Below are 12,936 nucleotides of genomic sequence, written 5' to 3' on the forward strand. Positions count from 1 at the left end.
CACCCACACTTATTTGAACCTACCAAATCTTTAAAGGGACATTGAAATGCGTTGGTTATACGTTGTTAGTCTATTTATTTTAAGCTTAAGCACATCGGTCAATGCGTCGGTTTATTCGTCGGCGCTACTCAATGAAGCCAATAATTTGGTTGAGATCGAGCCGAGCCAAGCAAAACAAATGGCCAACAGCTACCTAACGCTGCGTGTCCTTTCTGATCAACGCGAGAAAAGCCCTTCAGCTATTTCTCGCGAAGAGACAGACTCCTCGATTCGAACACCAAACAGCAGTATCGATGCGTATAAGATCTTAGCCAAAGCGGAATACAACCTTGGCAATATGCGTATTGCGATTCAGCACATCGACAAAGCCTCCGAGCTAGCGCAAACCTATAAGCTTGATTACCTAAAAATAGATCTTCAGATCCTAAAAGTTCGCTTACTTTGGCTGAGTGATAGAAAATCAGCCAAAGCAAAATCAGAGCTCACTAACATTGAAACAAATCTAGAGTCGGTGAATAAAACCTTACGCTTAACGGAAGGCATTACCTATCGCTTGATCATGTTGAAAGCCGACATCGCCTCTTACGACAACAAGATCGATGAAGCCGAAAAGTTCTATCAAGAAGCCAAAACCTATCTCGATCAACGTTACTCTGAAAAAGTCACCATCGACTACCATATCTCCGTCGGCGAGTTTTATCTGACTCACAAAGAGTACAACCACGCGTTATCCGAGTTGTTGTATGGCTACTGGAAATCAGTAGAGGGCAATCTAAGTTCACGTTTGGCCAAGGTCAACCGCCTACTTGCGCAGCTTTTCTTTGAGCGCCAAGTGTTGGATAAAGCGTTAGAACACCTATCTCAAGCCGCTGATTTCTATGACAACTTTGAAAACTCGCCTGTCTTAGCACAAGTGCTTAAGAAAATGGGGGATGTGTACTTCTATCAAGGGAAATATAACCTTGCCTTGGTACACTTCTTCAACGTTCTTGATCACGAAAGCACTGACCGAGATATCCACCAAGTCATTGATATCCGACTAAGTCTATCGGCGACCTACTTACGCCTTTATAACTACCCTCTAGCAGAACAGTACCTAACCCGTGCCCTTGAGCTGCTGGAATATACCGACATTCCAAAGCTGGAAGGCCGTGCTGCACTGTTATCTGCAGGGTTAGCGTATCACCTACAAGAAAGCGAAGACGTGATAAAGCATGCGACACGTGCACTTGAGATCTCACGCCAGATAGAGAACATGCGCCTTTCACAACGCTCGTACTACTTACTTTCTTTGGGTTATGAACAGGCAGGTCGTCCACAGCAAGCATTGGCAAACCTCAAGCAATACAACAGCCTTGTCTCTCTAGAGCAGCAAAAACTCAACCGTGTTGGCGAAGACGCGTTCCGTCAACAGAAAGAATTTGCCGAACAAACCCTGCACTACGCAGGCCAAGCGCAAGAGCTAGAAAAGTACAAACTAGAGCATCGCAAGTTCCAGAAAATATCGTTCGCCCTATTCTTGTTCAGTATTATCTTGTTCTTCTTTGTGCTTCGCCGTGGCTACCTCATTCAAACCTTAGCCAAAGAAGTCGACTCACTACGAACAGACCTGTTTACGCACTCACGATCTAAGCTCCCGAACCTCAGAATGCTCAATGCCAAGCTGTCCAATTCGCTAGAACAAACCAGCCAGACCTTCGAACAGTGGCAACTTGGCGAATTGATTCATGAGCCACTCAACGACCGCTTACGCTTCGTGATGATTGATTTACCGTTCTTACGCAATATGTACACGCAGAACGGTTACAAAGCCGGTCTAGAACTGGAAGACGCTTTCGGTGAATTCCTAAAATCTAAGCTTGAAGGCCCAGCTCGTGTCTACCACTTCTCGGATGCGAACCTGCTTTATATCGAGCCAAACGCGGACCGTGATTTGTCGCCTGAGGACATGTTCAGAAAGATTCAGTCTTGGGTGAATGACTTCGAAACAGAGCGAAACATCAACCGAACGGTCCGTATGGGCATCGCTGACTACCCATTCTTGCCACGCGCTTACACCGCAATTAACGATCAAGAGCTGCTCGACGTATTGTTGATGTCGACCAATCTCGCCCGTGAGATCAGTCTCAAAGAGCGCAGTAGCCAATGGGTCTATCTAAAAGCTATCGATAATGCACCAGCAGCGAGCCTTGCAACTGGTAACATAAGAGAAGCGTGTAAACATGCGATTAATCAAGGGTTAATAAAAATACAATCCTCGTACCAGAATGAGGACAACATCAAAAAAATGCTAAAAGATGACTGATTTGCGAGCGGTTAAGAGCAGCAAGTCGTGACCTTATTTTTAGTTTTGTTATTATCGATGTAACGGAATTTCATCAAAATGATCGAGATCGGTCTACGCGGCGCTAATAAATACATCTATGGGCATTCTTGAAAAAGACATTCAGGCGCAACTCCACCAGCTGAAATCTCAGTTGGAGCAGGTCCGTTTGACGCAAAGAGACACCTCGTTCAAGTTTATTAGAGAACAGAAAGTTCTAAAGCGTATCGTCACGTCTTTAAGTGATGCATGTGTTGGTAGTAACAGCCATTTAGATGAAAACCTCATTGCCCTTAGGGAAGAGCTAGAAAAGCAAAAAGACATTAGCTCAATGATCCCAAAACTGGCAGTATTAGAAAGGATGCTTAAGCAGAAAACGTTGGCTATGGATAAACAGAACGGGTATCTGGACGATAGCATTAAGCACAGTGGGGAAACGCTGCAGCGCATAACTGGCCTTCCAGCACAGCTCAAACGCGACCTACGAAACTTACTTAGCTTCTCCGAATGCAATGGCAGTCAGAAAGTCGACCACGCCATGAAACTTCTCGGTATTTATGAGCGTGCCATAAAGATTATGGCGAATAACTCACGCACCCATTTTGCTGACGCTGCGCACTCTCCGGAACAAGAGCTCCTTTCCGACCTATCAAACGAACTACAACATCTGATCACTGAACTCGACTTCGAGGGTGAATCGGGTGATCTGCTTACCGATATTCGAGCGAAGCTGCTGCTTGGTGTTTCCACACAAAACCTACTTGAGCTAACACTTCAGATCCTCAAACTGGTTATTGAAGGCACCAACCTAGAACGTAAGAAGTCTGAACAATTCATCGATCAGCTTAATTCTTCTTTAGCGTCCAGCATCAAAACGGCAGACCAAAATGCCGACCAGAGCCAGAGCTACTTTGAGCACCGACAAGGTCTAAACTCTGAGTTAAATGAACTAGTCACTAGAAGCCAAAGCTCGGTAGATAAAGCGAAAGATATTGATAGTTTAAAGCTGTCAATTAATCCGCTACTCAGTGAAATCGCCTCTCTTTCGGAAAGGCTGAACCACGCAGAGCAAAAAGAACAAGCTCTGATAGAGAGAATGAGTTACGGAAAGACTCAGTTAGATTCACTCTATGAAGTGACGCAAGATTACCGTAAGCGCTTGGAAGATCAGGCTCAGCGTATGCTGCTTGATCCTCTAACCAAGGTTTACAATCGCACTGCCTTTACTGATCGCTTAGAGCTTGAGTATCGCCGCTGGATCCGCGCGCAACACTCGCTACGCGTAGTACTGCTCGACATCGACAACTTCAAAGCAATTAACGATAGCTTTGGTTACACCGCGGGCGACAAAGCACTCAAGATCATCGCAAGAACTATTACCAAAGAAGCAGGCACCACCGATACTGTGGCACGTTTTTCAGGTGAAGAGTTTGTGTTATTGCTGCCAGAGCAAACCGATGAATATTGCCATCAGGTGATTCAGAACATTCAAACTCAAGTAAGCCGCCTGCCCTTTAAATTCCGTGACCAGCAAATCACGATCACTTTATGCGCGGCAAGTACTCAGTTTAAAGAGTCAGATACACCTGAAGAAGTGCTAGAGCGACTCAATAAGACTCTAAATAAAGCAAAACAACGCGGTACCAACCAACTTGTTTGGCACTAGGCCAGCCCTAGATTTAATTTATTTCATTTTTTCAAATACTTATCACATACCATTTCCCTCAATGTTTGCTAAGCTAATGATTAACATTCGCTTAACAAGCATTCATGGCAAGCAACGCTGTCGTATCCGTTTCGTCTGGTTAACTCTCTCCTACCTTTAACCAAACACTTTCAACGTTTGCTTCTCACTCTCGAGCCAGAGGGTCACTTCAACGTCCCCTGCTCTTTTCAACAAGGAGGCACTATGATCACTCATATCAGCCCTGCCGGTAGCATGGATTTACTCTCTCAACTTGAGGTTGAGCGTCTTAAGAAAACCGCGTCTAGTGATCTATACCAACTGTATCGTAACTGTACGTTAGCGGTACTCAACTCAGGTAGCCACACCGACAACTCCAAAGAGCTACTCGACAAGTATCAATCGTTTGATGTTGAGGTAGTGCGACGTGAGCGTGGTATCAAACTCGAGCTGAGCAACCCACCAGAGCATGCCTTTGTCGATGGTGAGATCATCAAGGGTATCCAAGAACACCTATTTTCAGTGCTGCGTGACATTGTTTACGTCAACATGCACCTCGCAGATAACCAAAGGCTCAACCTGACTAATGCCACTCACATTACCAACCTCGTATTTGGTATTCTGAGGAATGCAGGCGCACTTACGCCGGGCATCGAGCCTAACCTGATCGTGTGTTGGGGTGGTCACTCAATTAATGCCACTGAATACCAGTACACTCGCGAAGTGGGTAATGAACTGGGCCTACGTGAGCTGAACATCTGTACCGGTTGTGGACCGGGTGCGATGGAAGGGCCAATGAAAGGCGCGGCTATTGGTCACGCTAAGCAACGTTATACTGATCATCGTTACTTAGGGCTGACAGAGCCTTCAATCATTGCCGCTGAGCCACCAAACCCGATAGTAAACGAACTGGTGATCATGCCAGATATCGAGAAGCGCCTTGAGGCATTCGTTCGTATGGCGCATGGCATCATCATTTTCCCAGGCGGCCCAGGCACGGCCGAAGAGCTGCTGTACATCTTAGGGATCATGATGCACCCGAATAACGCCGAGCAGCCAATGCCGATTGTCCTAACTGGCTCGAAAGAGAGTGAAGCGTATTTCCGCTCGATCGATAAGTTCATTGGTGAAACTCTAGGGCCTGATGCACAGAAACATTATGAAATCGTGATTGATGACCCAGCACGCGCTGCGAAAATCATGAAACAAGCGATGCCAGATGTGCGCTCTCACCGTAAAGAGACTGGCGATGCCTACAGCTACAACTGGTCACTGCATATTGAGCCTGAGTTCCAACTGCCATTCGACCCAACACACGAATCTATGGCGGCGCTTGATCTTCATATGGACCAAAAAACAGAAAGCCTAGCCGCTAATTTACGTAAAGCGTTCTCAGGCATTGTGGCTGGTAACGTCAAAGCAGAGGGTATTCTGGAGATCGAGAAGCACGGCCCATTCCTAATTGATGGCGACAAAGAGCTAATGACCAAGATGGACCAACTGCTGAATGACTTTGTTGAGCAACATCGAATGAAGTTACCGGGAGGGACCGACTACGTGCCTTGCTATAAAATCGCCTCACGTGATTAAGGCGTTTACGTTACCAACGTTTCAACTCACCAAGTGATACGTTACTATAAGGGGCTAGCAGCCCCTTTTTTATTGCCTATTTAGTGGAAACTTATGTCTATCCATCTTGTTATTATCGATGCCTTAAACCTCATCCGACGCGTGCACTCTGTTCAGCCGGATCCAACCGATATAGCAAGAACCATTACCACCACAATTCGCACTCTCAATAAGATTCTGAATGAATCAAAGCCCACCCACATCATCGCGGTATTTGATCACCATTTACAAGACCGTGGCTGGCGCGCAGATGTGCTTCCTGCTTATAAGCAGAATCGTAAACCGATGCCAGAACCATTGATGAAAGGCCTTGATGCTATTCAACAAGCTTGGTGGGAGTTAGGCATTGATTCACTGCTGTCTGATGGCGATGAAGCGGATGATCTCGTCGCAACACTGGCAAAGAAAGTGGCTGACCACGGAGAAACCGTCACCATCGTCTCGACGGATAAGGGCTACTGCCAACTGTTGTCACCAACGCTTCAGATCCGAGATTACTTCCAGCACCGCTGGTTAGATAAACCCTTTATCGAAGCTGAGTTTGGCGTTAAACCTGAACAACTGGCGGATTACTGGGGATTAACGGGCGTAAGCTCAAGCCAAGTACCGGGCATCCCAGGTATCGGGCCAAAAGCAGCCAAAGAGATATTGACCACTTACCCAGATATCGAAGCGGCCTATCAATCAGAAGATCTGCCGAAAAAATATCGTAAGAAGTTCGACGAACACATCGAATCCGCTCGTGTATGTAAGCAAGTATCGGCACTCAAAACCGATATTGATTTAGGGTTCAACCTGCAAGATATTCGTTACGAAGCAAACGCTTAAGTCGCTGTGACTCGATAATATTGATACAAAAAATGCCCCTTAAAGGAGCATTTTTTATCACTGACACACTAACGTAAATATTAGTGCGGTGAGATGTTTGAAAGCGCCTGAATATGAACCGTGATCTCTTCGCGATCGTGGTAAAGGTGCTTAGCCTGCATCTTAAACTTCACTTTGTTCTCAATAAGGAACACTTTCAGGTTCTCGATATCTTGCAGTACTTCATCGTAACGACCTTTCATAGGCAGTTTAAGGTTGAACAGTGCTTCTTTCGCCCAGCCTTTGATGATCCACTCCCCCATAAGGTGTGCAACACGAGCTGGCTTCTCTACCATGTCACAGATAATCCAAGTTACGTTCTTACGGTCTGGTTCAAACTTAAAGCCATCCACCATGTGGTGCTTAATTTGACCTGTTTCCATTAGGCTGTCTGCCATCATGCCGTTATCAACACAGTGAACGAACATCGAGCGCTTAACCAATTGGTAAGTCCAACCACCTGGACATGCACCTAAATCAACACCCCACATACCTGGAGCCAAACGCTCGTCCCACTCATCACGAGGGATGAATACGTGGAATGCTTCTTCTAGCTTCAATGTAGAACGGCTTGGCGCATCTGATGGGAACTTCAGACGAGGGATACCCATAAAGAACTGGGAGTTGTTCGTTGGGTAAGAGTAACCAACAAAACAGTGGCCCGGAGCGATGAAGCATAAATGAAGCACAGGCTTCTTAGCGTTATCTTTCGCAGTCATCAGGCCTTTACCACGCATAGCTTGACGCATCGGCACGGTAAATTTACGGCAGAACTTCAAAAGCTCTTTTGCTTCGTTAGTATCTGGCGTTTCAATACGGATATCACCACAACGAGGGAAACCTTCTTTCTCAGAAAGCGCCTCAAGAATTGGAGAAATACGGTCATCGGTTGGCAGGTCTTTAATTTCAACAGCCACTGCCAACATTTGACGAGCAAAGATCAGTGATTGGAAATCGATCTCTTTGATCAACTTGTCCGCTTCACCTGCTTGATAACATTCAAACAATACAAAGCCTGTATTGTTCTTTAAGCGAGGAAAACCAAACACTTCCAGTTGTGTTGCCTTGTCTTGAATTTCGCCAGCACATTCTTTTTCAAAACCAGAGCGACAATAAAGTAGTACGTGTTTCACTGAGTTACCTCTTTTATATTCAAAGCAGCGAAGGAGAAGACTCCCCAACCAATGATAAATAGTAGACCACCAAACGGAGTGATAGGGCCAAACCATTTTATTCCTGTCAGTGCTAAGCCATAAAGGCTGCCACTAAAACAAAGGATGCCGATGATAAAGCAAATTGCCGCAATGAAAAAATATTTTTGTGATTTAGCGCCAAGTTTCATCTGCAGCAGAGCGCCACACGCCAATATCGCTAGAGTATGGATAAATTGGTACTGAACACCCGTCTCAAACACGCCTAGCAGATATTCAGACAAGATAGCTTTCAAACCGTGAGCTGCAAATGCGCCAAGCATCACAGCAACCGCACCAGAGATGCCAGCAAACGTGAGTAAATACTTACTTCTCATTGAGTACCTCTTTGATAAACGCTGATAACTTCTCAACGGTTAACGCAATATTCTGCTGCTCGGTGTAACCAGAACTCTTACGAGGTTTAAAGCTGTGGTCGCCATCGGGAATAAATTCAACACGAATAGAATCAGACAGATCAAAATCAGCAAACTCTTCACGCTTACCAAAGGTATCGCGCTCACCTTGTAAAATGAGGCATGGCTTTGCTAACTCAGCCAGATGCTCACCTTTGTATTTCTCGGGTTTACCTGGTGGGTGGAAAGGAAAGCCTAAACACGCCATTGCGGCCACCTTATCAAGTTCAGACAAATGGCTCGCCATACGCCCTCCCATCGACTTACCACCAATCACAAGCTTACCGGCATCAACCTGCTCAATAATCTCTTGATAGGCTTCAAGTAGCTTAGGCGCTCTGTCAGGTGGACGACGCTTACCATCTTCAGCACGTTTAATCATGTAAGGGAAGTTGAAACGAATCACTCGTATCCCTTTAAAGGCTAACCCTTTGGCTACCGACTGCATGAACTCATGCTCCATGCCTGCGCCAGCACCATGGGCAAAGATAAAGGTGATGGGATTGTCTTCACCATCAATGATGACGTTATTCATCGAGTAAGTCCTCTTGTTCACTTTGCGCTTTCGCTAGCATCCAGTCGCGGAAGGTAGCAATACGACCCATGTCGGCTTGTTTCTCATGACAAACCACATAGAAGGCGTTCTTACTCACCAACACTTCATCAAAAGGCGCAATCAAACGACCCGCTTCGATTTCAGGCTGCGCCAACACGTTGTTACCCAGAGCAATGCCCTGGCCGTGAGCCGCTGCCTGCAGCACCATGGTTGAGTGACTGAAGATAGGGCCGTGATTAACGTTTACCCCATCGATGCCATTTTGCTTAGCGAACTGTTTCCAATCCTTTCGAGAAGTATCATGCAATAGCGTATGACATGCTAAATCACTGAGAGATTCTAATGGTTTTACTCCTAGCAGCACGGAAGGTGAGCAAAGAGGGATCAAGTATTCTTGGTAAAGCTTATCGGCTCTAAGCCCCGACCAATTACCTCGGCCATAATAGATAGCGACGTCTACATCATCGGTTAGCGAGCCTTCATCCATATCAACGGCTTTGATTCTTACATCAATATCAGGCTCTTGCTGATTAAAGTCAGCGAGCCTTGGTACCAACCATTGAATAGCAAAACTCGGCGGTAAACTGATGGTCAATGCGCCCTTCTCACTTCGCTCCAGCACTTTGTCTGTCGCTTCTGCTAGTGATGTGAAAATATCTTTGATATCTAAGAAGTAGCTTTGACCTTCTTCAGTTAGCAGCAAAGAGCGGTTTCTTCGGCGAAACAGCTTCAAAGATAAGAATTCTTCAAGCGCTTTGATCTGATGACTGACTGCCGCTTGAGTAACAAACAACTCTTCTGCAGCACGCGTAAAACTCAAGTGTCGAGCTGCAGCTTCAAACACTCTTAGCGAGTTTAATGGGGGTAATCGACGAGACATAGTTACTCTCTAAATAAGCATTAGTTTTTTTTATCTGAAACATTATAATTTGTCCATTGCCTAGCAGCCAGAGAAATTCTATATTTCATCCCGCAGCAGCTAGCCTGAACGGCTTGATTCTCTCTAGAATCAATTGGCTTAGCTCCTGCGATGTTGTGTTTGCAAACTCGTTCTTTTCGAGTTGGGTAGAGTTCTACCAAATGTTTTGTTGCAGTTTATACTGAAACGAGGCATGTACTTCCTGTATTTATTTTGACCTGTCTGTCAAATTTGTTTACACCGCCTTATGGGCGGTGTTTTTTTATGTGCAAAGAAATGTAACAACAAGTTTATCAATAGCTGTGCTAATTAATCTTTATTATTTTTCATCGCCAATCACAGAATCAGACACCCACTCAAATAATCAACTGAACACATACAAATAGCACCATTGAGTTGCACTAAAAAGTAACAGAATACTTCAAGATACTCACACTTCTTCGGTACTTATAAACCCGTTTAGAACACACTCTTTCTATCAATCAAAAATTTCAAAGCTGAGCATGACGATAGCACGCCCAAACTCACGCCTCTGTCTGACTACTGTAAATCATTCACAATAGAAAATAAAAAAGCCGCTTACTTTTCAGTAAACGGCTTTGCAAAATGATTAACGCTTGGTCAACACACCACTATGGGCGGTAAACCTTAACGTTATGGAAGCCCTGCTCTTGTAGGTAAAGTGCCTGTAGACGGCTCATTACACCACGGTCACAGTACAGCAAGTACTCTTTCGCTTGGTCTAGGTCGCCAAACTGAGTCGAAAGCTTGAAGAATGGGATGTGTTTAATTTCAACACCCTCGATCTCTAATGGGCTTTCGTCTTCTTCTTCTGGGCTACGGATATCAAGAACGATAGCGTGCTCAGCAACAGCTTGAACTTGTTCAACTTCAGGCGCTTGCTCTTGGCTCTCTTTCTCGATGTCACGGATATCCATAACACGAGCGTTCTCGATCACTTGATCCAGCACTTCAAAGTTAAACTTAGCTTCTTCTGCTTCCAGTTTGCCTTTCTTCGCTTTCACTGTTGGCTTCTTAGAAATAACACCACAGTACTCAGGCATTACCTTAGCGAAGTCTTCAGTACCGATGATACGAGAAAGGTCGATGATGTCTTCTTTATCCCAGTTGATAAGCGGACGAAGAATCAAAGTATCTGTCACGTTGTCGATGTGACGCAGGTTAGTTAGCGTTTGGCTTGATACCTGACCTAGTGCTTCACCAGTAACCAACGCTTCGATCTTGAACTTGTCTGCAACCATACCACCAGCACGCATGAACATACGCTTAAGAACAACGCCCATTTGGCCGTCTTCTACGTTCTCAAGGATTTCAGCAACCACAGGTTCAAAGTCTACAGAAATGAACTTCACCTTTGCAGATGAGCCGTATTTATTCCATAGATAGTGAGCCACTTGTTTAACACCAATCTCGTGCGCTGGGCCACCAAGGTTGAAGAAACAGTAGTGAACCTTAGAGCCGCGTTTGATGTGCAGGTAACTTGAAACACCAGAATCAAAGCCGCCAGAGATCAAGCTCAGTAGATCTTCTTGAGTACCAAGAGGGAAGCCACCGAGGCCTTTGTGACGAGCTAGAACTTGGTTTAGCTTGTCGTTAGCCACTTCAACCTTAACGGTTACATCAGGGTTCTTAAGTCGAACTTTCGCTGACTCAACTGCTTGGTTTAGACCGCCGCCTACGTAGCGCTCAAGTTCAATAGAGGTAAAGTCATGCTTACCACGACGCTTAGCACGTACAGAGAAAGTCTTGCCTTCAATGTCAGCACGGCTGCGTTCTAGTACTTGCTCGTAAATATCGTGCAAGTCTTTGAATTCAGACTGTTGAACTTCAAGAGAGTGGTGAATACCTGGAGTGTGAGTCAGAGCCTCTAACACTTCTGCGTAGTACTGGTCACTCTCAGACGTCACTTCAATATGATCGCGACGGTTGAATACCGCAACACTTTCACAGCGACGTTGAATAACGTTACGAATGTTGCACTCTAGAATCCTTGTGAAGCGCTTACGCACCGATTCACTTTTTACAAAAATTTCCGGATGGGGCTTAACAATAAATTTCATAGTACTTTCACAACATTAATGTTCAAAATTTTGAAAACGCTCATCGCCAAGTAAATTAGAGAATTTACACAGCACTTGAAGCAAGAATAGATCATATCTAAATCTAAGGGCGCGAATTATACATGAGAAAGTGAAGCAAGGAAAAGAGTGCTTGCTGTAACACCATCATTAAACCGCTTGTTATTAACAGTAGCAGGTTTCGAAACGACATAAATGCCGCAGAGAGAACCATTGAAGACCAGCAAACAAAAAGCCCAACCTCATTATAAGGTTGGGCTTTCGATGCTATCTGCATGCTACCGTGTGTACACGTATCGGCTATTCATTAATAACAGGCACTTCGTCACTGTAAAGCGGCTCGCCCTGCATGATGCTGATTTCAACGCGGCGGTTGAGGCTACGTTGCCATTCAGTATCGTTCGGCTCGACTGGCTCGGTATCCGCCATGCCGCGTACTCTCAAGCGTTGATGAGAGAAACCACGCACCTTTTCCATCTCTTGAGCAACAGACACTGCTCGCTGTGATGACAAGTCCCAATTAGAGCGATAAAGCTCGGAATCAAGACGTTGATTATCGGTGTGCCCTGAGATTCGAACGATACCCGGAACATCTTTCACCAACTCAGCAACCTGTCTCACCAAAGGTCGGAACTTAGGCTGTAGGAAAGCAGAACCCGATGGGAATGCACCCTTCTCACGAATTCGAATCACAATCTGCTGGCCAAGGTTTTCAACTTCAATCGCGCCTTGGTCTATCTCTCGCTCCAACGCCTTCTTGATGCTTTCCATCAAGGTTTCCATCTCTTGCGATTGAGCTTCAGCTTGTTGTTGCTGTTGGTCTGACTCAGAGTTTTGATTGTCGTGAGTCGAAACCTCTGGCGACTTGCCTCCGGTCATCTTGCCTTGATCACGCATGGTACCGCCAGCACGCTCAGATTCACCTTCATGAAACTCAAGCGTTTGCTGCGTAATATCAATCGTCTGCTGCATGATCACATCAATCGGTGTCGGCTCTGGACGACCAGGTCGAAACTCTTGTGCAATGATGCTGGTGCCTTTAGGAATGTCTTTCACTTCCAAGCGGTTTTGTACACCAAACGCAAATTTCATCGAGCCAGCGATCTGTTTGAACTTCAGTACGTCCATCTCAGAGAATGAGAGCAGCAGTACGAAGAAACACATCAGCAGTGACATCAAGTCAGCAAATGTCCCCATCCATTGAGGCAATCCCGGAGGAGGACATTTACATGGATTTTCTTCATCCATCTTCA

Annotated in this window: 10 protein-coding genes; 4 read left to right on the top strand and 6 right to left on the bottom strand. The window is 45.5% G+C overall.

Going from position 1 to position 12,936, the window contains the following annotated elements; translation table 11 throughout:
* Positions 1 to 46: 46 nt before the first annotated feature.
* From AB4329_RS07460 to xni, 4 genes are all read left to right on the top strand, one after another.
* A complete protein-coding gene (locus AB4329_RS07460; RefSeq protein ID WP_102393215.1) occupies positions 47 to 2,305 on the top strand; it encodes a tetratricopeptide repeat protein in 2,259 nt (752 codons plus the stop codon).
* A gap of 118 nt (positions 2,306 to 2,423) precedes the next feature.
* Positions 2,424 to 3,989 carry a GGDEF domain-containing protein gene (locus AB4329_RS07465; RefSeq protein WP_017069497.1) on the top strand — a complete coding sequence of 522 codons (1,566 nt, stop codon included), beginning with the start codon at positions 2,424 to 2,426 and terminating at the stop codon, positions 3,987 to 3,989.
* A gap of 243 nt (positions 3,990 to 4,232) precedes the next feature.
* On the top strand, positions 4,233 to 5,597 hold the full coding sequence (gene ppnN / locus AB4329_RS07470) for a nucleotide 5'-monophosphate nucleosidase PpnN (RefSeq protein WP_372083585.1): 1,365 nt from the start codon (positions 4,233 to 4,235) through the stop codon (positions 5,595 to 5,597).
* A 93-nt stretch (positions 5,598 to 5,690) separates the two neighbouring features.
* Positions 5,691 to 6,464 carry a flap endonuclease Xni gene (xni, locus tag AB4329_RS07475; RefSeq protein ID WP_372137949.1) on the top strand — a complete coding sequence of 258 codons (774 nt, stop codon included), beginning with the start codon at positions 5,691 to 5,693 and terminating at the stop codon, positions 6,462 to 6,464.
* Positions 6,465 to 6,544: 80 nt separating this feature from the next.
* Here xni and rlmM read toward each other — a convergent pair whose 3' ends face one another.
* From rlmM to AB4329_RS07505, 6 genes are all read right to left on the bottom strand, one after another.
* Positions 6,545 to 7,636 (bottom strand): 23S rRNA (cytidine(2498)-2'-O)-methyltransferase RlmM, encoded by a 1,092-nt coding sequence (gene rlmM / locus AB4329_RS07480; protein ID WP_017070491.1) that lies wholly within the window; start codon positions 7,634 to 7,636, stop codon positions 6,545 to 6,547.
* Entirely contained in the window at positions 7,633 to 8,031 is a 399-nt protein-coding gene (locus AB4329_RS07485; protein ID WP_102319950.1) for a DUF423 domain-containing protein, read from the bottom strand. Before AB4329_RS07485 ends, rlmM begins: the two co-directional genes overlap by 4 nt.
* Entirely contained in the window at positions 8,021 to 8,644 is a 624-nt protein-coding gene (locus AB4329_RS07490) for an alpha/beta fold hydrolase (RefSeq protein WP_372137951.1), read from the bottom strand. The genes AB4329_RS07485 and AB4329_RS07490 overlap by 11 nt, the downstream gene beginning before the upstream one ends.
* A complete protein-coding gene (locus AB4329_RS07495) occupies positions 8,637 to 9,545 on the bottom strand; it encodes a transcriptional regulator GcvA (protein WP_012604639.1) in 909 nt (302 codons plus the stop codon). The genes AB4329_RS07490 and AB4329_RS07495 overlap by 8 nt, the downstream gene beginning before the upstream one ends.
* Before the next feature lie 671 nt (positions 9,546 to 10,216).
* Positions 10,217 to 11,665: a tRNA uracil 4-sulfurtransferase ThiI gene (gene thiI, locus AB4329_RS07500; RefSeq protein ID WP_029235325.1), complete on the bottom strand. Its 1,449-nt coding sequence runs from the start codon at positions 11,663 to 11,665 to the stop codon at positions 10,217 to 10,219.
* Between the two features lie 318 nt (positions 11,666 to 11,983).
* Positions 11,984 to 12,931 carry a flagellar motor protein MotB gene (locus AB4329_RS07505; RefSeq protein ID WP_017060777.1) on the bottom strand — a complete coding sequence of 316 codons (948 nt, stop codon included), beginning with the start codon at positions 12,929 to 12,931 and terminating at the stop codon, positions 11,984 to 11,986.
* Between the last annotated feature and the right edge of the window lie 5 nt (positions 12,932 to 12,936).

Source organism: Vibrio sp. 10N.261.54.A5, from assembly GCF_041471145.1.
Lineage (GTDB): Bacteria > Pseudomonadota > Gammaproteobacteria > Enterobacterales > Vibrionaceae > Vibrio > Vibrio crassostreae_C.

Coding starts and splice junctions, on each gene's coding strand:
- xni (WP_372137949.1), top strand. CDS start 5,691: ATGTCTATCCATCTTGTTATTATCGATGCCTTAAACCTCATCCGACGC.
- AB4329_RS07495 (WP_012604639.1), bottom strand. CDS start 9,545: ATGTCTCGTCGATTACCCCCATTAAACTCGCTAAGAGTGTTTGAAGCT.
- thiI (WP_029235325.1), bottom strand. CDS start 11,665: ATGAAATTTATTGTTAAGCCCCATCCGGAAATTTTTGTAAAAAGTGAA.
- AB4329_RS07505 (WP_017060777.1), bottom strand. CDS start 12,931: ATGGATGAAGAAAATCCATGTAAATGTCCTCCTCCGGGATTGCCTCAA.
- AB4329_RS07490 (WP_372137951.1), bottom strand. CDS start 8,644: ATGAATAACGTCATCATTGATGGTGAAGACAATCCCATCACCTTTATC.
- ppnN (WP_372083585.1), top strand. CDS start 4,233: ATGATCACTCATATCAGCCCTGCCGGTAGCATGGATTTACTCTCTCAA.
- AB4329_RS07460 (WP_102393215.1), top strand. CDS start 47: ATGCGTTGGTTATACGTTGTTAGTCTATTTATTTTAAGCTTAAGCACA.
- AB4329_RS07465 (WP_017069497.1), top strand. CDS start 2,424: ATGGGCATTCTTGAAAAAGACATTCAGGCGCAACTCCACCAGCTGAAA.
- AB4329_RS07485 (WP_102319950.1), bottom strand. CDS start 8,031: ATGAGAAGTAAGTATTTACTCACGTTTGCTGGCATCTCTGGTGCGGTT.